This is a genomic window from Mesorhizobium comanense, from assembly GCF_005503535.1.
Classification (GTDB): domain Bacteria; phylum Pseudomonadota; class Alphaproteobacteria; order Rhizobiales; family Rhizobiaceae; genus Mesorhizobium; species Mesorhizobium comanense.
Map to the genome: position 1 here is coordinate 164191 of NZ_SCNN01000005.1, position 22865 is coordinate 187055.

Genomic DNA, 22865 nt, shown 5'->3' on the forward strand with positions numbered 1-22865 from the left:
CCCAACAGGCGGTTGGTCGGCCGGGTTCGCGTGAATTTACGCCCTACTGGAAATGAAAACGGCGGGAGACAAAATCTCCCGCCGCTTCGATCCGGCTATGCCTTAGTGCAGGCGGCCGCTGGCATGGGCCAGCATGGTGTAGACCTTGCCTGTGTCCGACGTCAGATAGGTCTGCGCCATGATGTTGTCGCGGTCGTTGCGCGAGACATCCTTGAGCAGCTTCTCGAAATCGTCGCAATAGCGGTCGACGGCGGCGCGGAATTCGGCCTCGGCCTGATACTTGCGGCGGATTTCGTCGAATGTCTGCTGGCCCTTCAGCGTGTAGAGCCGGCGCGTGAACACGTCGCGCTCGCCGCGCCGATAGCGGTTCCACAGTTCGATCGACGCATCGTGGTCGATGGCCCTTGCGATGTCGACCGAGAGCGAGTTCAGCGATTCCACGACATGCAGTGGCGAACGCTGGGCAGGGGCCGCGCGGGGCGTCTCGGCGGGCGCCTGGGGCGCTGCCGGCCTCAGCTCAGCATCGTTCGATGCCGCAGTCAGCAGGTCACGCACCCAACCACCCTGTGGCGCACGTGCATTGGCCTCCGACCGCTGCCGCGGCGCAGCCTCGGCCGGGCGCTCAAGGTCCAGCGTGCCGCGCAGACCAGCACCAGCCAGCGGCGCCTGTGGGTTGCGCAAGTCCGGCTGCGGTGCCGGGGCGCGGCGCGGTGGCTCGGCGGCGCGTGCCGCCGGCGCCTGGGGCGCCGGTCGCAGCGGACGTGGCTCCGAGCCATCGCCGCCCCGGCCAGACTTGGCGACGATATCGGAGAGCTCCTTCAGGGCGTTGATCTGCTCGGAAACCGCGCGGCGGATGGCAGAGGTCGATTCCTTTGCCTCTTCCGGCATCTCGATGACGCCCTTCTTGAGCTCGGCGCGGGTAAGGTCGAGCTCGCTCTTGATCGAGCCGGCAGTGCGCCGCATCTCATCGGTCGCGTCGGCGAAGCGCTTGGTGGCCGAATCGACGACGTCGGTGATCGCGTTGCGGATCTTGTCGGCCGATTCCAGCGTCTTGCCTTCGGCGTTCTGCAACGTCTGGCCGACCAGGTTTTCGAACGAGCGCATGACGCGTTCGAGATCTTCCGATTTCTTGACGAGCCCGACGGCGAGATCCTCGAGCGACGACTGCCTTTCCAGTGTGTGCTCGAGATTGCTTTGGGCCGAGCTCAACAGATCCGATGCGCTGGCCAGCAGGCGGCTGTGTTCGTCGAACTTGGTGGCGATCGAGGCCACCTCGCGCAAGGTCGACGATGACAGTTCCGTCAGCCTCGTGGTGTTCGAATCGACCAGACGCGCCGAGCTGGCGAAGGTCTGCGCCGCCTTTTCCGTGGTGGCGGCGAAGCTTTGCGTGCTGCCGGTCAGGCGTTCGTCGACCTGGCCAAGGTTGACCGCGGCCTGCTCGATCAACTGACCGAGCTGCGAGCTGGACTTGGTCATGCGGCCGATGAGGTCGGCGACGCTGTCGGAGAGCGACGAGCGGGCGCCTTCGACCGCCGACAAGGTCTCGGCGGTGCGGTTGGCGAGCGCGTTGACCAGCGCGGCATTTTCGCTGCGCAGCTTCTCGGTGGCGCGCTCGGTGACCTCTTCCATGCTCTTTTGCAGTTCCGAACCGCCCTGGGCAAAACGCTCGACCAGCGGACGGGCGGTTTCGTCGAGGATTTTCGACATTTCGGCAGACCGCGCCGCGAGCATCGTGTTGAGTTCGCGGGTGTTGGCGCCGATGGTCTTGGCGGCATCGTTGGTGCTCTGGCCGATATGCTGGCCGACCGCGGTGAAGGTCTCGGCGATCACATTGGCGCGTGACACGAGTTGCGCCTCGGCGGTCGAAACCTGCTCGTTGAGCCTCTGGCCCATCGCCTCCGTGGTGTAGGCCAGCCGGTTCTCGACGCTGGCGATCTGCTCTTCGACACGGGCGGCCGCGGCCGCCGCGCTCGACGCAAGACGCTCGTCGGCTCCGGCAAGCGCCTGCTCGATTTCCCGGGCGTGAACGGCCATCTCCTGGCCGGTCTGGCGCGCGCGGTCCGCCACCCTCTGCTCGGTGCTGGCGAAGGCTCCGACGATGGTTTCCGCGTGCTCGCCGATCGTCGACGTGCTGTTGGCGATGCGCGAGACCAGACGCTGATCGGCGTCGTCGAAGATGCGGCCGATCTCCGAGGCGCGGCTGGACAGCGCGTCGGAGCCTTCTGCGATACGCGCGACCAGTTGCTGGTCGGCGGCATCGAAGATGCGGCCCAAATCGGAAGCACGCGCCGCGAGCGCCTCGGCCGATTCGCCGATACGCATGCCGAGCCGCTGGTCCGCGCTTTCGAAGTTACGCAGTATATCGCCGGCGCGGGCGGCCAGCGATTGTGCCGTCTCGACGGCGCGGGCGACCAGCTTCTGGTCGGCGGCGTCGAAGGCCCCGGCGATTTCACTCGCACGGGCGGCGAGCTGATCGGCTGTATCCTGAGCACGGGCGGCCAGTTGGTCGTTGGTTGCCTGTGCGCGGGCGGCAAGCTTCTGATCCGCGACGTCGAAAGTGCCGGCGATCTCGCCTGCGCGGGCAGCCAACTGGTCGGCGGCATCCTGGGCGCGGGCCATCAGCGAGCTGGACGTATCGTCGGCGCGAGCGAGAAGGGCGTTTGACGTATCTTCGGCCCGGGCGTGCAGACGACGGTCCGCTTCCTCGAAGGTGCGGGCGATGTCCTCGGCGCGCGCTAGCAGCGCCGCGGAGGTCTGTTCGGCGCGCTCGGCGATCTTGCGATCGGCATCGCTGAAGGCCGCGCCGGCCTGCTCGTGCAGGGTGCTTGTGACCTCCAGGACCTTTTCGCGCAAGGCGCCGGCAACGAAGACCGCGCTCTTTTCCAGGACGCTGCGGACATTGTCGACGCCGGTCGAGAGCGCGCGTTCCATCGTGCCGGCGCGTTCCTCGATGATGCCGGTCTGGCGGCTGAAGGCCTGCTCGATCTTTTCGACATCGGCCGCGATCGCGGCCGAAATGTCGGTGCTCCTGGCGGCAATCTGGTCGATATGGCCAGACAGCGAGCGATCGACCTCCTTGCGGCTCTCCGCGAGTTTGCCGAGGTCGTCTTCCAGCGCGCGGCTCAGCATGTTGCGGCCTTCGGCCAACTTGCCGACATGGCCGGCGATGACATCATCCATCTCGCTGCGGCTTTCGGTCAGCCTCTGCAGATCGGCCTCCAGCGCACGCTTGAGGATGTCGCGGCCCTCGGACAGCTTCTCGACCTGGCCGGCGACCAGTCCGTCGATGCTGGAGCGGCTTTCGGCCAGCTTGGCAAGGTCGGCTTCCAGCGCGCGCTTCAGGACATCGCGGCCTTCGGCCAGCTTTTCGACCTGGCCGGCGACCAGTCCGTCGATGCTGGAGCGGCTTTCAGCCAGCTTGGCGAGATCGTCCTCGAGCGCCCTGGACAGGTTCGAGCGCTCCTGGACAAGCCTTTCCGCGTGATTGTTGGCGTGGCCGCTGACGGTCATCAGGTCGGCCTCCAGGGCTCTCGACAGGGTCGAGCGATCCTGGACGAGCTTCTCGGTATGGCCGTTCACATGGTTTGCGACAGCCTCCAGATCGGCCTCCAGTGCCTTCGACATTGCCGAACGCTCCTGCGCGAGACGGTCGGAGTGGCTGTTGACCAGGCCGTTGACGGTCTCGAGATCGGCTTCGAGCGCACGGGCGAACTGCGCCCGGTCATCGACGAGTTTCTGCGACTGGTCGGCAACGGTGTTCCTGACAGCGTTGAGGTCGGCCTCCAGCGCGCGGCGCAGGATGTCGCGGCCTTCCGACAGCTTCTCGACCTGACCTGCCACCAGTCCGTCGATGCTGGAGCGGCTATCGGCCAGTTTGGCAAGATCGTCCTCGAGTGCCTTGGATAGGGTCGAGCGATCCTGGACGAGTTTGTTCATGTGGTCGGCGATGACGCTGTTCACATTCTGCAGGTCGGCTTCCAGGACCCGCGAAAGCTGCCCACGGTCCTCGGCAAGCTTCTCGGACTGGCTCGATATGACATTCTTGATGGTATTGAGGTCCGATTCCAGCGCACGCTTGAGAATGTCGCGTCCCTCGGCCAGCTTCTCGACCTGGCCGGCCACCAGTCCGTCGATGCTCGACCGGCTATCGGCCAGCTTGGCAAGGTCGGCCTCGAGTGTCTGCGACAGCAGGCTGCGGTCATTGGCAAGCCGTCCCGAATGATCGTCGAGCAGGCCCCTGATGCCCGAGAGATCGTTCTCGAGCGAGCGGCCAAGCTGGCTGCGATCTTCGACCAGTTTCGCCGAATGCGCCTCGATCAGGCTCTTGATCCCGGCGATGTCGTTTTCCAGGGCCTTGGCAAGCACCGCGCGGCCCTCGGCGATTTTCTCGACCTGGCCGGCGACAAGTCCGTCGATGCTGGCGCGGCTGTCGGTCAACTTGCCCAGATCCGCTTCCAGGGCGCGCGACAGGATGTTGCGGCCTTCAGCAAGCTTGCCGACATGCCCGGCGACCATTTCATCAATGATCGTACGCGCTTGTACGAGTTTCCCGGAGTCTTCATTGAGGGCCAGGGAGAGCCGGTTGCGGCCTTCTTCCAGCCTTTCGAGGTGGCTGCCGAGCGATGCGTCGATGGCCGCGCGCGATTCGTTGACCTTGCGCAAATCCTCTTCGAGGGCGCGTGCGATCAGGTTGCGGCCTTCGGCAAGTTTCTGCACCTGGTTGGTCACGGCGGCATCTATGCCGGCGCGGCCTTCGGCGAACTTCGCCAGATCCGCCTGCATGGCGGCCGCCATGCGTTCGCGGCTCTCGGACAGTTTACGGCTGTGGTTCTCAACGGCTTCCTCGATGCCGACGCGGGCGTCGGCGAGGCGCTGGATGTCGGTGTCGAAGGAGCGCGAGACGACATGACGCGCTGCCTCCATGCGCCCGGCGAAGTCGCTGGCGCGGGCCTCCAACATGGAGGAGGTGGAGGTGACGATATCGGCCATGTCGGCGCCGATCTGGGTCTTGCCCTGATCGATCATCGCAGCCAGTGTATCCTTGCTCTCGGCGAAGGTATGAGCAATTTCGCGGGCGCGCTCGACAAGCGTTTCGTTGATCTGGCGGGCGCGGGCTTCGAGCGCGGCGTTGAGTTTCTGCGTGCCTGTGTCCAGCGCCTCGGCGCGGGTCTGGAATTCACTGATCAGAGCCTGGCCGCGCTCGGCCAGCGTGCGCTCGATGCCGTTGAGGCTGGCCTCGAATTCCGAGTTCAGCGTCCGCGCCGCGCCGCCAAGCAGCGAAACCATGCCGGTGGTGCGGTCGTCCAGCAGGTCGGTCAGCGACCGGGTCAGGCCGTCAGTCGTGTCCGTCAGCTTGGCGATGCGCGTATCGAGCAGGCTGGCGAAGGCCTCGCCAGAAGTCGACAGGCGGTCGGTGATGTTGTCGAGCCGGCCTTCCACCGAATCGAAGATCGACATCGAGCTTTCGTTGATGCGGTCGATCAGCGTGTCGCCGGAATTGGTGATCGTCATCGACAGCTTGGTCGAGGCGTTGAGGATCGAGTCGCGGATGATGTCGCTGGCGGCCCCGATCTCGTCCCTGAGCGTCTCATGCGCGCCGGCGATCGAGGCGCGGACGCGCTCCGCATGGGTGACGACCGCCTCACGCTCGCTGCCGAGCCCGTCGACGAGCGAACGAATGCGGTTCTCGTTTTCCGAATAGGAGCGTTCGATCTGGTTGACTTCGCTGTGCACCAGCGTTTCGAGTTCCACGGCGCGGGCAAGCGTGCGCTCGATGCCTTCGCCCATGGCCGCCACCTCGCGGCGAACGGCCTGGCCGATCATCATGACGCGATCCTGCGCCATGTTTTCCGGCTCGGTCAGGCGGAAGGCCACTTCCGTCATCGATTGCGCGGCGATGCGCATGTCCTGGGCACGGCGGATCATCGCCGCGAAGGCCCAGAACAGGATCACCGGCACGATAGCTGCGACCGCCAGCCCGATAAGTTCGGGGCGGGCGAAGAACTGGTCGAGCGTGCGAATCTGCCAGATGCTCGGTCCGAAAAGCAGGTTGGCCAGGCCGCCGGCGCCTGCGATCCAGGCCAGCGAGACAAAGGCGATAACCCAATAGATGGTGTTGGAAGCACGCCTGTTGAGGCTGTGCAGCAGCGTCTTGTAATCCTTCTGTCGGTCGTCATTGGCCGGCGCGAAGCCGGCGGCAGGCTGGGCGCTGGCGCGCGTCTCGACGGGACGCAGTTCGGCCGGCTTGGCTTTGGGCGAAGGCTTCGCCGGCTGGGCCTGGCTGACGGCCGGCGCGGGCTGCTGGTTGCGCCCCTCGCGGGCGAGTTCGTCGGCGGCCTGGGATATCTGCGCCTCCAGGTCTTCCATCGAAGCCGCGATATCGAGGTCGCCGCCTGCGTCGTTGCCGAGGTCGATGTCTAGCGCCTTTTCCAGTTCCCTGGCCACGTCGCTGTCGAGATTTCTCGTTGTCGTTGGTTTCTTCGCCATGCCTTCGCTACCCTGTACTAGCTGCCGCGGGCTTATAATTCTGGTTGTCGTACCCCCGCGCAGGAGGCTGAAAATGGACCCTCGTATCGTAATGACACAGGGGGGTAAAGAAAACATGCATTCCGCGGGATACGTAAAACTTTAAATATAAGGTTAACGGAAGCGTGATTTGGGCGCCGCTTTCGCAACATTTTTCCCGGCCATTCATTAACCCGTTGTCCACTGGATTCGCCTAGTTTTTCAGGCGACCGAAGTAACGGAGTTCGAGTTCATGCGTGGCGAAAGCGGCATTGCCTTCTCAATGCCCGGGGGCGACGTATCGGGAACCAGGCAGTCCCGGCCGGTCGATTTGGCACACCTTGCCCGGCAGACGATGGGTGATCGCGCCCTGGAGCAGGAAGTGCTGGCGCTGTTTGTACAGCAGGCGCTGTCGGTGCGCGACAAAATAGTCGATGCCGACCTCAAGGACCGGCTTTTGCTGGCTCATGGGTTGAAGGGGTCGGCTCGTGGTGTCGGCGCATTCGCCATCGCCGATTGCGCCACCGAGATCGAACGGCGGCCGGAAGACGGTCAGACGCTCAAGCGGCTTGGCGGGCTGATCGACGAAGTGCGCGATTTCATCGCCGCCATCAGCCGCTGATTCCAGTTTGCGACAAAAACGTCACCGGGCGGCGCTTTCGCGCGGCAGTTGACTTGTGCGCCGGAGTGATTATCTCGGCGGAAACTCGCTTCAGGTGACAAATGACCAAGCTGACCTTCATTGCCCATGACGGCACACATTTCGACGTGGATGCCGAAAACGGCTCGACGGTCATGGAGAACGCCATCCGCAACGCCGTGCCGGGGATCGAGGCGGAGTGCGGCGGAGCCTGCGCCTGCGCGACGTGCCACGTCTATGTCGACGAAGCCTGGACGGCCGAAGTCGGCGAGCCGGAGGCGATGGAGGAGGACATGCTGGACTTCGCCTACGACGTCCAGCCGAACTCCCGGCTGTCGTGCCAGATCAAGGTGCGCGACGCGCTTGACGGCCTGGTCGTGCGCGTCCCCGAACGGCAAGGCTGAACACCGCTATTTCAGATTTTTCCCGCTGGTGCTTGGCAGCGGGCCAATGGTCATGCAGTCTCGGCTGGTCTTTAGCGGCGAGGCACTGGCATGACCGGCATAATCAGCACGGACGTTCTCATCGTCGGGGCAGGGCCGGTCGGCCTGTTCGCGGTGTTCGAACTCGGCCTGTTGGACCTGAAGTGCCACCTGATCGATATCCTCGACAAGCCCGGCGGCCAATGCGCCGAACTCTATCCGGAAAAGCCGATCTACGATATTCCCGGCTGGCCCTCGATCTCGGCGCAAGGCCTTGTCGACAAGCTGCTGGAGCAGATTGCGCCGTTCAAGCCGGAATTCACCTACAACCGCATGGTTTCCAGCCTTGAAAGGCTGGAGGATGGGGGCTTTCGCGTTGTCACCGACGAAAACGAGGTGTTCGAAGCCAAAGTGGTGGTCATCGCGGCCGGCGGCGGCTCATTCCAGCCCAAACGCCCGCCGATCCCGGGCATCGAGGCCTATGAGGGCAAGAGCGTCTTCTATTCGGTGCGGCGGATGGAGGATTTCCGCGGCCACGACCTCGTCATTGTCGGCGGTGGCGATTCGGCGCTCGACTGGACGCTCAACCTGCAGCCGGTGGCAAAGAGCGTGACGCTCGTTCACCGGCGGCCGGAGTTTCGTGCCGCACCTGACAGCGTCAACAAGATGTACGCCATGCAGGAGATGAAAGAACTGGAGTTCCGCGTCGGCCAGGTGACCGAATTGAAGGGAGCCGACGGCCAGCTTTCATCGGCCACCATCAAGGGCGGTCCCGACGGCGATATCGAGGTGCCCTGCACGCGCATGCTGCCTTTCTTCGGGCTGACCATGAAGCTCGGTCCGGTCGCGGAGTGGGGGCTCAATCTTCATGAGAACCTGATTGCGGTCGACACCGAGAAGTTCCAGACGTCGGCCCCCGGCATTTTCGCGGTGGGCGACATCAACTGGTATCCAGGCAAGCTGAAGCTGATCCTATCGGGCTTTCATGAGGTCGCGCTGATGGCGCAGGCGGCCAAGCGCATCGTCAGCCCCGGCGAGCGCATCGTCTTCCAGTACACGACCTCGTCGACCAGCCTGCAGAAGAAGCTCGGCGTTTCCGAATAGGGCGTTACTCCGAAAGGATCGGCGCTGGATTGTCGACATGGCCGCGAAGTTCTTTCTCGGGCATCAGCGTCAGTGTGACGAGCCCCAGCAAAAGGGTGCCGGCGGCGACAAGAAAGATCATGACGAAGGGTTGGACCGACGCGGCATGTCCAGCGATCTCCACGCCTTCGCCGGCCAGCGGCAGTCCAAAGCCCAGGGCGACGGCGCCGAGCATCGCCACGCCCAAGGCGCTGCCTAGCGAGCGCAGGAAGGTCAGTACGCCCGTCGCGACGCCAAGATGAATGCGGTCGACGGCATTCTGCACCGAGACGGTGGTTACCGGAAATGTCGTCCCGGTTCCCAGCCCGATGCAAACGGTCAGCACCTCGACAACCAGCAGCGATGCATGGCCGGCGACAAGCGCGAGCAGGCCCAGGCACAATATCGAGAAGATGACGCCGAACATCGCGATGCGCTTGTAGTGCGTGAAGCGCGGTATGAGGCGGCCGCTGGAAGCGGCGCCCGCCACGGTCCCCAGCAGGAGGCCAAGCATTGCAATGCCGGACTCGCTGGCCGTCAGGCCGATGATGGATTGCAGATAGACGGGCAGATAGACCGCAAGGCCGACGCTGGATGCCTGTAGCAGGAACATCGACAGCGTGCCGGCCAGGACGATCGGGTTGCCCAGCACCTCGAGCGAGATCAGCGGTTCGGCCGCCCGCATCAGCCGCAGGGCAAAGGCGCCCCAGAACAGCGCGGAGCCGGCGAGGACGCCGATGACCTCCGGCGATATCCAGGGGTAGGCGCTGCCGCCCCAGTTCAGCGCCAGCAGCAGCAGCGCCGTGGCCACGATGAGAAGCAACGCGCCAAGGCCGTCGATGCTGTGGTTCTTGGCAGCGATCGGCAGCTTCTTGAGCGGTTTGTTGATGATCGCCATGGCGAGAAGACCGAGCGGTATGTTGATCCAGAAGATCAGCGACCAGTGCAGGTGTTCCGCAAAGGTACCGCCCAACAGCGGCCCGGCGACGCTGGCGACGGCCCATGTGCCTGAGAACCACGCCGCGTAGCGCGCCCGCTCACGTGGCGGGACGAGGTCGCCGACCACGGTCTGCGTCAGTGCGAAAAGGCCCCCGCCGCCGGCCCCCTGGATCGCGCGTCCAAGGACCAGGACGAACATGTTGGGGGCCAGTGCGCTGACCAGTGACCCGGCCAGAAATATGAGGATGGCCGCATAGACGGTCGGCCGGCGCCCGTAGACGTCGGAAATCTTGCCGTAGAGCGGCGCCACGGCGGTGGCCGTCAGGAGATAGCCGGTGACGATCCAGGGCAGGTAATCGGCATGGCCAAGCGCGCGCCCGATGGTCGGCATGGCTGGCGCGACGATGGTCTGGTCGAGCGCCGCCAGCAGCATCGACAGGAGAACGCCGCCGATGATGGCGTTCTTTTCGCTTTCGCTCAGTGGCGTGGCTGCAGCCGCCATGGCCTCTTTGTCGACAGCCTGATCCATCAGAGTTCGTCCGTATTTTGCGCGCTGCGCGGCTCACCGATTGGGCTTGACCGGCGTGCGATCGGTCGCGATGTCGGTTCTTCCGGGGTTGTGCCCTGCCAACCCATAATATGTCGCCCGGTATAGGCCGATTTCGACCGGCGCTCGAAAAAAAACCAAGGCTGGCATCATGCTTCGGCTCGATTGGCTCGCCGGCGACGATTCACCGAGGCAACCAAAATTACGCCGGCGGCGGCAACTGGCCATTCCCGATGCGCTCCATGCGGTAGCGCAACAGCCGCAGGATGCGGCTTTCGAAATTGACGCTTTCGACGCGATCGAACTGCACCTGGGCGCGGTCATGCTCGGCGAGGATCGTTGCGGTGATCTCTGCCGCCTTTGCCTTTGCCGCATCGCAATCCTTTTGCGGATAGCTTGCCTTCAGGGCGTCTTCCAGTTCGCGGGCGTGGTTCTTGGCGATCTCGACATGGCGCTCCTCATGGCGCTTGATGTCGGCCGACAGCGTGTCCCAGAACAGCCGTACATCGGCATCGGCCTTTCGGGGCCGGCGCCATTCCGGCAGGATCACCTTGACCTTGACGGTCACGACCGCGGCGGCGATCCGGCAGGAACCAGGCTGCGCGGCGTAGCTGATACGGGTCGTGAAGGCCATCTGTGTGGCGCCGGGGTGGCGCGAGCCGGTGCTTTTGACCTGCGGCCCATGTTTGGAAAGCTGCTTCTCGATATCCTCCAGCGTGCTGCCGCCGATGGAAAAGTAGCTGTATGTCTTGACGAGATTGGCCGCGCCGGCGGGGAGGGCGGTCGCAGCAAGCACCAGCGCGCAGAGCAGGGGTCGTTTCATCATGTTGCCTCTCGATCCACCTTGCTTTACGGCCATTGCCGGCGCAACGGAATTGATCCTTTGCGGATCACGCATCCTTGATGGACCATGGTTGATATCCAATGACGGCGAGGCAATGGCAACTGGCCCATGGACGCCTTATCGACCTCGGCGGCAAGGCTGTGGTCGTGGGCATTCTCAACGTTACCCCCGACAGCTTCTCCGATGGTGGCCTTTTTCATGCTCCCGAAACGGCGCTGGCCCAGGCCCGGCGCATGATCGGGGAAGGCGCCGACATCATTGACGTCGGGGGCGAATCGACACGTCCGGGTGCTGCCGCCATTTCGGCTGGCGAGGAACAGGACCGTATCCTGCCCGTGATCGAGGCTCTGGCGGGCCTCGGCGAGGTGCTGATCTCGGTCGACACCTATCGTGCCGAGACCGCGCGGCTTGCGGTGGCCGCCGGCGCGCATATCGTCAACGACGTCTGGGGCCTTCAGCGCGAGCCCGGCATCGCCAGCGTCGCGGCGCAAACCGGCGCCGGGCTGATCGTCATGCATACCGGGCGGGACCGCGAGAAACTGCCCGACGTGATTGCCGACCAGTTTGCGTTCCTGGAGAGATCGCTGGATATCGCGCGCCGGAGCGGCGTTGCGGATGACCACATCGTGCTCGATCCCGGCTTCGGATTCGCCAAGGAGACGGCGGACGAAAACCTCGACCTCATGGCGCGGTTTTCAGAACTGCACGCACTGGGCTTTCCGTTGATGGCGGGTACTTCGCGAAAACGCTTCATCGGCACTGTCACTGGCCGCGACGCCGCCGACCGCGCGGCCGGAACGGCGGCGACGAGTGTCATTCTCAGGCTCAAGGGCGCTCATCTGTTTCGCGTCCATGATGTCGCAATCAACGTGGACGCGCTGGCTGTGGCGGATGCTATGCTGGCGCGACAAACCGCCAAGCCGGACCCCAGATCGGAACGCTGAGCCATGTATGTCATCCGCATGAAGAACTGCGCCTTCTTTGCCCGGCACGGCGTGCTGGACGAGGAGGAGACGCTTGGCCAGCGCTTCTATGTCGACGCCGCGCTGACCGTCGAACCGGGACGGGCGCTGGTCGATGACGCCATCGGCGAGACCGTCAACTACGGCGTCGCCTTCGCGGTCATCGAGGAGATCATCACCGGACACCGGCGCTTTCTGATCGAGGCCCTCGCGCTCGAGGTGGCGAAGGCGCTCACATCGCGCTTTCCGCAGATCCGGAAGGCCGAGATCACCGTGCGCAAGCCGAACGCGCCGGTGCCTGGTGTGCTCGATTATGTCGAGGTGACCGTTGTCTGGCCAGAATAACACCGTTTTTCTCAGCCTTGGCGGCAATCTCGGCGATCCGGCCGCGTCGATGGCGGCGGCGCTGCGCCTGCTCGACGCCGATGCGCAGACAAGCGTCACGGCTGTTTCCTCGCTTTATCGCACGCCGCCCTGGGGCAAGCTCGACCAGCCGGATTTCCTCAACGCCGCCGCGGCGCTGTCGACGCGTCTTTCGCCGCGGGCGCTGCTCGACCTCTGCCTCGATGCCGAGCGCAAGCTGAAGCGTGTTCGGGAGGAGCGATGGGGGCCTCGCCTGATCGACATCGACATTCTGGTGTTCGGCGAGCGCGTCATCCACGAGACGGGGCTGGAAGTGCCGCATCCGCGCATGCTGGAACGGGCCTTCGTGCTGGCGCCGCTGGCCGAGATCGCTCCCGATCTGGCGGTCGGCGGCAGGAGCGTGGCCGAACGCCTTGGCGCGGTCGACGCGGCAGGTATCGAGCGGCTGCCGTCCGGCCGCGACTGGTGGCTGCGCCGGACCTGAGGTCAGGGCCGATGAGATGACGCCGGCTCCAATAGGAGTTTCCTGGCTACAGCATCCGCTTCAACACATCATCCCTGCGGAAAAAATGATGCCAAAGGGCCGCCAGCACATGCAGGCTGAGGATTGCGTACAGGCAATAGGCGCCATATTCGTGGATCCGGGCCGCGGCCTGCTCCAAAGGCCTGTCGAGCGGCAGGATGTCGGGCCACTGGAAGAGCCCGAACCATGGCAGGTCATGACCGCCGGCAGCCGAGGTGATGTAGCCGGCGATCGGCATCAGGATCATCAGCACGTAGAGCAGGATATGCGTGCAGCGGGCGGCATAGTGAACGAAGGCTCCAAACGGCTGACGATTTGCCGGTTCGCCGAAAGAAAGCCTGAGCGGCAGGCGGATTGCGATCAGGACCAGCGCTGTCATGCCAAGCGACTTGTGCACGTCGAGCAGCGCTCGGCGCAGCGCGGTCCCCTGCTCGAGATACGAGCAGTAGAGGCCGATGGCGAGCGCCGAGATGATGACAACGGCCATCAGCCAGTGCAGGACGCGCTGAGACGGCCGATAGCGTGGTGACAACCTATCCGGGGCGGCCTCGGCGACAGTGGACATGGGAAACTCTCCGGCGATCGATATTGCGGGCTATGAGCCCACGGCGATCGGCCGGAATATGGTTGATTTGACGGCTCGCCCGTTCACCTCTTCGCGAGCGGATTGGCCCGCAACGGATATGGTGTACCAGAGGGCCTCAGCCGGAGAAGCCGCCGTCATCGAGGAATGCCTTTTCCTGCGCCGTGGTGTCACGGCCAAGCATCCTGTTGCGATGCGGAAAGCGGCCGAAACGCTGGATGATGTCGCGATGCTCCAGCGCGTATTTCAGATTGAACGCGGCCCTGGCGGTATGCAGGTCCACCGATATGTCCTGGTCGGCAAGGTTTTCCGAGTGCTCGAACGGCAGGTACAGGAACACCCGCAGTTCAGGTTCCAGCGCCAGATCATGCCCGGCCGCAACCGCCTTGTGCGCGAAATGCTTCGCCAGCGGGTCGGTCGCAAACATATGGCCGGTGCCGCGAAAGCAGTTTCGCGGAAACTGGTCGAGCAGGATCATCAGCGCCAGCGAACCCTCGGCATGACTTGACCACTGGTCATGTTCGCGCCGCGCGGCCGCAAAGTGCAGATCGAGAAAGCGGTTGCGGAAGTCCGTGTCAAAGGCGTCGTTCTTCTCGAACCAGGCATCCTCGCCGGCATCGCGCCAGAATTTGGTGACCGATAGGGCTCTGTTGTCCAATTCCATGCTGTTTCCCTGGTCAGTCCGCCTGCTCGGATTTGTGCAGGACACCGGCGGTTTCCTCGTTGAGCGCCTGGCCGGGGCGGCGCGGCGTCGAGAGCGGGGTCGGGATCGGCGTGCCGATATTGCCTTTCAGGAAGCGCTGTCCGGAGCGTATGCCTTCGGCAAGCTGCGTCTCGAAACGGGCGGTATCCCGGCGTCTGACGTCCTCGATCGTTTCGGCAACCTCTTCGGGATCGACGCCCAGTGCTTCCAGGGTGGAGCCGCCAAAGACAAGCGCCGATTCGAAGGTTTCGCGCAGCTGATAGTCGACGCCGACCCGGATGAGCTGTAGCGCGGTGCCGCGGTCGAAGGCGCGGGCCAGAACCGTCAGCAGCGGAAACTCCGCCTTGACGAGCTCCGCGATCCGGACGGCGGCGTCGGGCTTGTCGACGCAGATCAGCACGGCGCGTGCGCGGCCGGCGCCGGCCGCATGCAGGATATCGAGCCGCGTGCCGTCGCCATAATAGACCTTGAAGCCGAAATCGGCTGCCGCCTGGATCATCTCGACATCATTGTCGATGATCGACACGTCGATGCCCCGCAACAGCAGCGGCTGACTGGCGATCTGGCCGAAACGTCCGAAACCGATGACCAGCACGCTGCCGGTCAGGCCGTCGGCAACGTCGACCCCGTCCAGCGATTGTTCGTCGCGCGGTGTCAGGTAGCGCAAGGCAATGATCGCCAGGGGTGTCAGCACCATGGAGATGATGACGATCGCGGTCAGGGTCGCATTGGCCTGGCCGTCGATGATGCCGACGGACGCGGCCGCGGAATAGAGAACGAAGGCGAATTCACCGCCCTGCGCCATGAAGACGGCGCGCTCCAGCGCTTCGCGATGGCCGGTTTTGAGGATGCGAGCGACGATGTAGATGCCGAGTGCCTTCATCACCATGTAGGCGACGACATAGATGGCGATGAGCTTCCAGTTCGCGGCGACGACATGCAGGTCTAGCGACATGCCGACCGCGAGGAAGAACAGGCCAAGCAGGATGCCGCGGAAGGGTTCGATGTCGGCCTCGAGCTGGTGGCGGAAGGTCGACTCGGATAACAGCACGCCGGCCAGGAACGCGCCCATCGCCATCGACAGGCCGCTGAGTTGCATGGCAAGCGCCGATCCCAGAACCACCAGAAGCGCGGCGGCCGTCATGACCTCGCGCGCACGAGCATCCGCCAGGATGCGGAAGAAGGGGTTGAGGAGAAAACGTCCCGCCAGCACGAGCCCGACGATCGCGGCCAGGCCGATGCCGACCTCCGTCAGCCGCTCCGACAGGCTGGTGTCGGCGCCGCCGGGCGCCAGGAAGGCGATCAGGGCCAGCAGCGGCACGATAGCCAGGTCCTCCAGCAGCAGGATGGAAACGATGCGCTGGCCCTTGGGAGTGGACATTTCGCCGCGTTCTTCCAGAAGCTGCATGACGATCGCCGTCGAGGTCAGCACGAATCCAGCGCCGGCGACGAAGGATTGCGCGACCGAAAACCCTCCGGCCATGCCGACACCGGTCAACAGCACCGCGCAGAGGCCGACCTGAAGCGCGCCCAGCCCGAAGATTTCACGGCGCAAGCCCCAAAGCCTTGATGGCTGCATCTCCAGGCCGATGATGAACAGGAACATGACGACGCCGAGTTCGGCGACATGCAGGATGGCCCCCGATTCGGAAAAGATGCCGATCCCGAACGGGCCGATCACGACGCCGGCCGCGAGATAGCCCAGAATCGAGCCGAGACCGATGCGCTTGAAGATGGGGACGGCGACGACCCCCGCGGCAAGCAGCGCCACCACCTGAATGAGATCGCTGCCCGATGTCTCTACCGCCATGCCTCTTGTCCCTGTGTCTTAGAGCACTCCTTGCATGCAGTGAGAGTGCGAGGCAAGGGCGGCAGACCTGCCAGCACGGGGAGGGTACCGTTCAGCCGAGTCCCCCGTGGAACAATGGTCGGTGCTTGTCTGCCGGACGTTCGGCATCTATATCGGAGGAATGCCTGACCATTCGTCCCGCCCGTCTTCGCCGCCTCATATCCCGATGGATGCCCTCAGCGAGGTTCTGCAGGACTTTCGCATGAGCGGCGTCAATTATGGCCGCTGCGAGCTTCGGCATCCATGGAGCATAGAGTTTCCGCAACAGCAGCTGCTTCGTTTTCACTTTGTCGGCCAGGGGCCGTGCTGGATCCATACAGAGGCGCAGGGCTGGCAGGAGTTGCGCGACGGCGATCTGGTACTGTTGCCGCAAGGCATCGCGCATCGGCTGGCGAGTGCGCCGGATGTCGCGGGCAGCTCGCTCGAGGGGTGCCAGGTAACCAAGCTGGGCGGCAATGTCTGCGAAGTGGTGCGGGAGGGGACTGGAACGGCGAGCACGCTTTTCTGCGGTTCCATGGCCTTGGGCGCCTGTGCGCTCAACCCTCTGATCACGCTAATGCCGCCTCTCATCAAGGGTTGCGACGTGGCCGGCAACGACCCTGTCGTCGGCCCCTTGCTGGCGGCAATGACGGCGGAGGCAGCGCAGCCGCAGATGGGCAGCGCCACCATTCTGTCGCGCATGGCGGACTTGCTGACAGCCCGGCTCATCCGCTGCTGGGTCAATTGCAATGGGGCCTCGACCACGGGCTGGCTGGCAGCCATCCGCGACCCCCACATAGGCCGTGCTTTGGCGGCCATGCACCGGGACCCCGGCGGTGACTGGACGCTGGAAAGCCTCGCAGGCGTGGCGGGCCAATCGCGCTCCATTTTCGCCGAGCGTTTCAGCGCCGTATTGGGGGAGGGTGCCGCACGCTATCTCGCCCGCCTGCGCATGCAGCTTGCCCGCGAGTTGCTGGGGCAGAACGGCCTGTCCGTTGCCGAGGTCGCGACCCGTCTGGGCTACGATTCGGAAGCATCCTTCGCTCGCGCGTTCAAGCGCATCACGAGTGTCTCGCCGGGCATTGTGCGTCGCACAATTTCCGGACGAACGGACATGAATTTCGGATTTTAAGATACATATCATCCGGGCGAACTTGTCTATGAAGAGCTCCAAACTTTGGAGATCTTCCCGTGACTGACACAACACTACAGCTTGAAGACGCCGCGATCGGCCTCGATGACGATGCGCCGGCCGCATGGAGCGCGGCGACCTGGTTCGCGGTCATTTCATTGGCTGCCACCAGCTTTGCCCTGGTGTCGGCCGAATTCCTGCCGGCGGGTCTGCTGACGCCAATGGCGCGCGATCTCGGCATCAGCGAGGGGACGGCCGGGCAGGTCGTCACCGCCACGGCCTCGGTCGGCGCCGTGACGGCCATGCTAAGCAATGTTCTCATCGGCCGGTTGAACCGCAAGACGGTTCTGGTCGGGCTCATGGCCCTGGCGGTCGCTTCCAACATTCTCGCGGCCCTGGCGCCCAATTTCTGGCTGTTGCTGCTCGGCAGGGCAGGGCTCGGAATCGCGCTCAGCGCATTCTGGGCGCTTTCGGTTGCCGTGGTCGCCAGGCTGGTCGGCGCCAATGCGACAGGCCGGGGCATGGCTATCGTCACCCTCGGCGTCTCGCTCGCCACCATCGCCGCGCCCTCGATGGGCGCTTTGATCAGCGATTGGCTGGGGTGGCGCAGCGCCATGGCGATGACGGCGGGGCTGGCGGTGCTGGCCATGCTGCTGCAATTGCTTAGCCTGCCGACCTTGCCCGCAGCGGAAAGCAACAGTCTTGCCGACGTGTTCCGGCTGACGCGGCGGCGCGGCATTCAACTCGGCATGCTGGCCATCGTTTTGCTGATGACTGGGCATTTTGCCGGCTCCGTCTACGTGCGACCCTTCCTCGAACAGGTTGCGCAGCTTGCAACCGGGCCGATTGCCCTGGCGCTGCTCGGATTTGGCATCGCCGCCGTGATCGGCAACATTGTCGGCGGCCGCATGGCCGACGCCAACATCCGCCTGGCTTTGGTGGTCACGGCAGCTTTGATGGCGATTGCCGCGCTGGCACTGGTGCTTTGGGGCGTGCACATGGGCGTTGCCTTCGGGTTCGTCACGCTTTGGGGCCTGGCCTTCGGCATGGGGCCCGTGGTGCTGCCGACCAATCTGTCCCGTGCCGCGCCGGATGCGCTGGAAGCGGCGGGCAGCCTGATGGTGGTCTCCTTTCAGGTCGCCATCACCATCGGCGCGATCGTCGGTGGTTATGTCGTGGACAATTACGGCGCCACGGCGCCCTTGACCCTTACCGCCGTCCTTGCCGCGTTGACCGCTTTGCTGGCGCTGCTGCAGCCTCGCGGCTGAACCTTGCTCCACCCGATGCGGCGGCCCGGATCCGGGCCGCCGCGATGTTGCAGCCGCGTTACAGAAGTTTACGCGCTGCGCGTTGCGTTCTGCCGCAATCGGCGGCTAAGGGACGCTCGGCTTCGGCCATTGGAGGGTGAGCGACGATCAAGCCGCGCCCTTTTGAGGAGATGACTGACATGAAGAAGTTTTTGCTTGTTGCCGTCGGCCTGGCGGTGCTTGCCGGTTCGGCCTGTTCGAAGGCTCCGGAATGCACGGCCGAAGTCGCCACCAAGAAGGCGCAGGACATGGCCGCCGCGTTGCAGGAGGCAATCACCAAGGATCCGTCCAAGGCGGCCGACCTGACCGCCAAGGTTCAGGCGGTGACGACCAAGTATCAGGGCACCACCAACCCGGCCGACGCCTGCAAGGCGTATGACGAGGTGACGGCGGCCATCAAGGGCTGACGTCCGGATTCATCCGGTTCAGGAGGGGCGGTAGCGATGGGCTGCCGCCTCTTTTGTTTTGAGAATATCGGGTCGGGCGCGATATACGCTCAGTTCGGCGTGATGGAACCGACTTCGACGGCGTCGACCCGCTTCAGGCTCATGCCGATGACCGGGACCAACTGATCCTGGACGCGCACCGCGACCGTCACCGTCATCGAATTGTCGTCGGGTATGCGGGCCTGCATGACGCCGTGCAGCTGGTTGCGGTTGATGGTGAAGACCACCTTGCGGGCATCGACGACATTGCCGCCGACGATATCGAGGCCGGAGCCGGAAGAGCCGCCCATGAAGGAGCCTTTGTAGTCGCGGCCCTTGCGCTCTATCTTGGCCGACATGGGTTGGGTGAACACGCCCACCCGGCAGCCGCCGTCCAAAGTCATGCCCGTCTTGCCCTCCGGCGTCGAGCCGGTGAAGCTGCAGTTGAATTTCGTGCCCTTGTACTTGCCGGCGATGATTTCGCCCGGGCCAACCCATTTGCCTTCGGCCGACTGGAAGAACTGCTTGTCGGGCTCGGTCGCGGATGCCTTGCCGACGATGCCTACGGTTGCGGCGATCGCGACCGCCAGGGGCAGCACGCTGGACAGATTTACGCTTTTCATCGACGACACCCGGCAACAACAGAGGCTGTTTTGGAACCAGTGTGACCATGAAGAAGATTGGTTAACGCTTCGTCACCGGGAGGGGCTTGTTCATCGTTCGGACGGTGTGCCGTCGCTTTCCTTTTTGCTTGCGAACGTCGTCAATGCCGAGAGAAAATCACCCAGTCCAGGACGCCTTGCTGCGCTGAAGGGCAGGGGCCGCGCCGTCTCCATCGCCGCGATGCCGATGCGCGCCGTCATCATGCCGTTGACCACCCCCTCGCCGAGCTTGGCCGAAAGCCGGGCCGCCAGGCCGTGGCCGACGATCTGCTGGACGAAACTGTCTCCGACGGCGATCGAGCCGGTCACCGCCAGATGCGCCAGAACACTGCGAGCCAGCCGGAAGAAGCCCAGCGTTCCGGGCCGCCCGCCATAGAGTTCCGACAGACGGCGAATGAGACGCCCGGCCTCGAAGACGACATAGGCAACATCGACGAGCGCACGCGGGCTGACGGCGGTCACCAGCGAGACGCGTTTGGCGGCCTCCAGGATCATCACCTTTGCCCGGGCATCGAGCGGCCCCAGGATTTCTGCTTCGGCCAGCCGCACGAGATTGCCGCCATCGATGATTTCTCCGCGCAGGTCCGCCAGCGCGCGCCGGCCAGCCGCTGTCTCGGGCTTGGCCGCGACGAAGACCGACAGTTCGTCGACCACCGATCGCGCCGCCTTAGGGTCGTCGCGCGCGATGGCATCGAGGGCGCGCTTCTGCAGTTTCTCGACCTCGGCGAGGCGGGCGATCGTCAGGAATTCGCGGACCAGAATCACAAGAAGCGCCAGCACGGCAATGGCCGCCATGCCGGCGGCCAGCCAGCCGAGCCATTCGGCCCGCGCGAACAGGTCTCGTATCAACTGGTCGGCCCAGAGGCCAACAGCCAGCGAAACCAGTGTGCCAACGGCGCCGAAGAAGATGCTGCCGAGCAGCGAGCGCCTCCTTGGGGCGATTGCCGGCGGCGGTTCGGCGACGACGATGTCGGGCTCGTCGAACACGTCGACCTCCGCCGGGATGACCAGCGCCACATCGGCCTTCGCCGCGCGGGGTCTGCGCGGAGCCTCAGGCTGTCGCGCCTGCGGCGCCTCCTGTGTTGGCGCGGCTTCCGGCTCGATGCGGAATGCGGCCGGCTTGCGGGGCGAGTTCATGCGAGATGGTCTCCGATCAGGAACTGCAAGGCGCGGTCCAACCTGATATGCGGCAAGGACAGGGTGACGCCTTCGGCGGTACGTTCCAGCTTTGGCGGGCGGAACCGGACGAAGCGGATCGCGGGATCCGAGGCGTCCTGCCGGTGCTCTGCTCCGGAAGTATCGAACACGGCATCGATTTTCTCCGGCAAGTCGCCGGGAAATATCGCGGTTTCCGTCTTTCCGTCGAATGTCTCGCCATTGATCTTCTCGCCGGCTATCGGCGTGCCGATGATGACGGGCAATGTCTCCCGGCCTTGCTTGACCGTGCCTTCGCGGGTCGCGCGCACCGCTGCCATGGCGGCCACGTCGACGTCGGCGCCGGTGAAGTTTGCCCGCGCAAGGGCGCGGTCGGCCAGCCGCCGCACGATCGCCTGCAGCCGGTCATGGCTTTCGTGGTGCAGATGATCGGCCTTGGTCGCCGCGATCAGGATACGGTCGATCCGGCGGGAGAACAGGTCGGTGATGAAGCTGCCCCGGCCCGGGCGAAAACAGGCAAGGATCTCGGTGACCGCCCGCTCCAGGTCGGCCATCGCGCCCGGGCCGGCGTTCAGCGCCTGCATGGCGTCGATCAGCACGATCTGCCGGTCCAGACGCGTGATGTGTTCGCGGAAGAACGGTTTGACGACATGCGTCTTGTAGGCTTCGTAGCGCCGCTCCATCATGGCATGCAGTGAGCCGGCACGCGGACGCTTGTCGCCGATGCCAGCCAATGGCGCAAAGGTCAGCGCGGGTGAGCCGTCGAGGTCGCCGGGCATCAGGAAACGGCCGGGCGGCAAGGTCGACAGCGCCCGCTCATCGAGCTTGCAGGCCTTGAGATAGGCGGCAAAGCTCTCAGCCAGGCGCCGTGCCGTCATCTCGTCGGCGTCGGCATTCGGGTCGATGTCCGCCGAAATCGCCCGCCAGGCCCGCGACAGGTCCTCGCGAACGGGCAGCACGGCCATTTCAAAGGCCTCGCGCGAAAAATCGGCGAAGGACTTGCCGAGCAGAGGCAGGTCGAGCAGCCATTCCCCGGGGTAGTCGACGATGTCGACCGAGAGCTTGCCGGAAGAGAACATGCGGCTCCAGCCGGAGGCCGATTCATACTCTATCGTCAGCCGCAATTCGGAAATGGCGCGCGTCGAATCGGGCCAGACGCGGTCGTTGACCAATGCCGCGATATGGTCCTCGTACTGAAAGCGCGGGACCGCGTCGTCAGGCTGCTCCTCGAGGAAGGCGCGGGCGATGCGTCCGGATTTCTGCGCTTCGAACAGCGGCAGCCGGCCGCCGTGGATCAGATTGTGGACAAGCGCGGAGATGAACACCGTCTTGCCCGCGCGGGACAGGCCGGTGACGCCCAGGCGCAGCGACGGAGAAAAAAGCCCCGTGGCGCGCCCCGAAAGCGTATCGAGGGCAATCCTTGCCTCGTCGGTGAAGGTGGTCAGCGATGATGCCAAAATGCAGTCTCTCGGGCTTCGGTCCGTCCGATATAGGCGCTGGAACCCGGCTTTGAAATGGCGCCTTGGCCGACATCACCGATCGGCGGGCGTCAGGAATGCCTCGAGATATCCCAGGCCCTGGGCCGCCTTTGCCAGGTCGTCGAGGAAGCGCACGACCGCCAGGCCAGCGGTCGGGAAGCCATGATTGAGCGTCGCGCGCGCCGTCGCGTCGCCGTCGCCGGAAACGGCCATGGCAAGATCCTCCATCATCGGGTTGTGGCCGATGACGAGCAGCGAGCCGGCCCCGCCATGATCGCGGATGAGATGGAGGTAGCCGGCCGCATCCTCACTGTAGAGCGTATCGAAGAACAGGACTTTGCCGGTGTCGGTCTGGCCCGCAAGGCCCTCCAGCGTTTCTCGCGCACGGGCGGCGTTGGAGCAGAGCGTCCGGTCCGGGACATAGCCGCGCGAGCGCATGGCGGCCCCCATGGTCTCGGCATCGGCGCGCCCGGACGCGTCGAGCGGGCGGTCGAAATCGCGCATGCCCGGCATTGCCCAACCGGCCTTGGCGTGTCGCAACAGATAAAGCCTACCCACCCAACCTCCAATGGTGCCGACGCGGTGCCGATTAGCCACGAGAACGGCATTGCGCACAAGGCCATGTTCTTCTGCGTCTTGAATAGCGCACGAGATGATGTGGCCAAGAGTTCAAGTACTTCCGACGTCAAAACAGCGGCGTCTCGATCCAAAGGGGGTTGTCAGGGC

19 protein-coding genes are annotated in these 22865 nt (G+C 64.6%); 9 read left to right on the plus strand and 10 right to left on the minus strand.

Annotation, left to right across the window (positions count from 1 at the left end):
• Window positions 1–102 precede the first annotated feature (102 nt).
• The gene (locus tag FFS37_RS11360; RefSeq protein WP_137931038.1) at window positions 103–6486 is read right to left on the minus strand and encodes a kinesin; all 6384 of its coding nucleotides are present in this window, start codon (window positions 6484–6486) and stop codon (window positions 103–105) included.
• Between the two features lie 271 nt (window positions 6487–6757).
• On the opposite strand from FFS37_RS11360, the gene FFS37_RS11365 reads away from it, so the two are divergent.
• The 3 genes from FFS37_RS11365 to FFS37_RS11375 all read left to right on the plus strand — a co-directional run bounded on the left by FFS37_RS11365 (window position 6758) and on the right by FFS37_RS11375 (window position 8670).
• Complete coding sequence (locus tag FFS37_RS11365) at window positions 6758–7126, plus strand: Hpt domain-containing protein (protein WP_137931039.1); 369 nt, start codon at window positions 6758–6760, stop codon at window positions 7124–7126.
• A gap of 101 nt (window positions 7127–7227) precedes the next feature.
• Window positions 7228–7548 carry a 2Fe-2S iron-sulfur cluster-binding protein gene (locus FFS37_RS11370; protein WP_137931040.1) on the plus strand — a complete coding sequence of 107 codons (321 nt, stop codon included), beginning with the start codon at window positions 7228–7230 and terminating at the stop codon, window positions 7546–7548.
• A 90-nt stretch (window positions 7549–7638) separates the two neighbouring features.
• Window positions 7639–8670 carry an NAD(P)/FAD-dependent oxidoreductase gene (locus tag FFS37_RS11375; protein ID WP_137931041.1) on the plus strand — a complete coding sequence of 344 codons (1032 nt, stop codon included), beginning with the start codon at window positions 7639–7641 and terminating at the stop codon, window positions 8668–8670.
• Between the two features lie 4 nt (window positions 8671–8674).
• Here the strand turns inward: FFS37_RS11375 and FFS37_RS11380 are convergent, their stop codons facing one another.
• Both FFS37_RS11380 and FFS37_RS11385 read right to left on the minus strand, forming a co-directional pair.
• On the minus strand, window positions 8675–10156 hold the full coding sequence (locus FFS37_RS11380) for an MDR family MFS transporter (RefSeq protein ID WP_137931042.1): 1482 nt from the start codon (window positions 10154–10156) through the stop codon (window positions 8675–8677).
• Between the two features lie 220 nt (window positions 10157–10376).
• Complete coding sequence (locus FFS37_RS11385) at window positions 10377–11000, minus strand: DUF922 domain-containing Zn-dependent protease (protein ID WP_171026244.1); 624 nt, start codon at window positions 10998–11000, stop codon at window positions 10377–10379.
• Window positions 11001–11098: 98 nt separating this feature from the next.
• On the opposite strand from FFS37_RS11385, the gene folP reads away from it, so the two are divergent.
• The 3 genes from folP to folK are packed head-to-tail and all read left to right on the plus strand — an operon-like array spanning window position 11099 to window position 12827.
• Window positions 11099–11962: a dihydropteroate synthase gene (gene folP, locus FFS37_RS11390; RefSeq protein WP_137931044.1), complete on the plus strand. Its 864-nt coding sequence runs from the start codon at window positions 11099–11101 to the stop codon at window positions 11960–11962.
• Between the two features lie 3 nt (window positions 11963–11965).
• Window positions 11966–12325: a dihydroneopterin aldolase gene (gene folB, locus FFS37_RS11395; RefSeq protein WP_137931045.1), complete on the plus strand. Its 360-nt coding sequence runs from the start codon at window positions 11966–11968 to the stop codon at window positions 12323–12325.
• Window positions 12309–12827: a 2-amino-4-hydroxy-6-hydroxymethyldihydropteridine diphosphokinase gene (gene folK / locus FFS37_RS11400; RefSeq protein WP_137931046.1), complete on the plus strand. Its 519-nt coding sequence runs from the start codon at window positions 12309–12311 to the stop codon at window positions 12825–12827. Before folB ends, folK begins: the two co-directional genes overlap by 17 nt.
• A gap of 46 nt (window positions 12828–12873) precedes the next feature.
• On the opposite strand, the gene FFS37_RS11405 is transcribed toward folK, so the two are convergent.
• The 3 genes from FFS37_RS11405 to FFS37_RS11415 all read right to left on the minus strand — a co-directional run bounded on the left by FFS37_RS11405 (window position 12874) and on the right by FFS37_RS11415 (window position 15962).
• The gene (locus tag FFS37_RS11405) at window positions 12874–13431 is read right to left on the minus strand and encodes a cytochrome b (protein WP_137931047.1); all 558 of its coding nucleotides are present in this window, start codon (window positions 13429–13431) and stop codon (window positions 12874–12876) included.
• Between the two features lie 136 nt (window positions 13432–13567).
• Window positions 13568–14113, minus strand: coding sequence for a DUF924 family protein (locus tag FFS37_RS11410; RefSeq protein WP_137931048.1), 546 nt, complete (start codon window positions 14111–14113; stop codon window positions 13568–13570).
• 13 nt (window positions 14114–14126) lie between these two features.
• Window positions 14127–15962 (minus strand): monovalent cation:proton antiporter-2 (CPA2) family protein, encoded by a 1836-nt coding sequence (locus tag FFS37_RS11415; RefSeq protein WP_137931049.1) that lies wholly within the window; start codon window positions 15960–15962, stop codon window positions 14127–14129.
• A gap of 160 nt (window positions 15963–16122) precedes the next feature.
• On the opposite strand from FFS37_RS11415, the gene FFS37_RS11420 reads away from it, so the two are divergent.
• The 3 genes from FFS37_RS11420 (at window position 16123) to FFS37_RS11430 (ending at window position 18826) form a co-directional block, all read left to right on the plus strand.
• The gene (locus FFS37_RS11420) at window positions 16123–17112 is read left to right on the plus strand and encodes an AraC family transcriptional regulator (protein ID WP_137931234.1); all 990 of its coding nucleotides are present in this window, start codon (window positions 16123–16125) and stop codon (window positions 17110–17112) included.
• 59 nt (window positions 17113–17171) lie between these two features.
• Window positions 17172–18380, plus strand: a complete 1209-nt coding sequence (locus FFS37_RS11425) for an MFS transporter (RefSeq protein ID WP_137931050.1) — start codon at window positions 17172–17174, stop codon at window positions 18378–18380.
• 179 nt (window positions 18381–18559) lie between these two features.
• A complete protein-coding gene (locus tag FFS37_RS11430) occupies window positions 18560–18826 on the plus strand; it encodes a hypothetical protein (protein WP_137931051.1) in 267 nt (88 codons plus the stop codon).
• Between the two features lie 89 nt (window positions 18827–18915).
• Here FFS37_RS11430 and FFS37_RS11435 read toward each other — a convergent pair whose 3' ends face one another.
• The 4 genes from FFS37_RS11435 to FFS37_RS11450 form a co-directional block, all read right to left on the minus strand.
• The gene (locus FFS37_RS11435; RefSeq protein ID WP_137931052.1) at window positions 18916–19467 is read right to left on the minus strand and encodes a hypothetical protein; all 552 of its coding nucleotides are present in this window, start codon (window positions 19465–19467) and stop codon (window positions 18916–18918) included.
• A 90-nt stretch (window positions 19468–19557) separates the two neighbouring features.
• Window positions 19558–20643, minus strand: coding sequence for a YcjF family protein (locus tag FFS37_RS11440; protein WP_137931053.1), 1086 nt, complete (start codon window positions 20641–20643; stop codon window positions 19558–19560).
• Window positions 20640–22118: a YcjX family GTP-binding protein gene (locus tag FFS37_RS11445; RefSeq protein WP_137931054.1), complete on the minus strand. Its 1479-nt coding sequence runs from the start codon at window positions 22116–22118 to the stop codon at window positions 20640–20642. The genes FFS37_RS11440 and FFS37_RS11445 overlap by 4 nt, the downstream gene beginning before the upstream one ends.
• A gap of 75 nt (window positions 22119–22193) precedes the next feature.
• Entirely contained in the window at window positions 22194–22697 is a 504-nt protein-coding gene (locus FFS37_RS11450; protein ID WP_137931055.1) for a SixA phosphatase family protein, read from the minus strand.
• Window positions 22698–22865 lie beyond the last annotated feature (168 nt).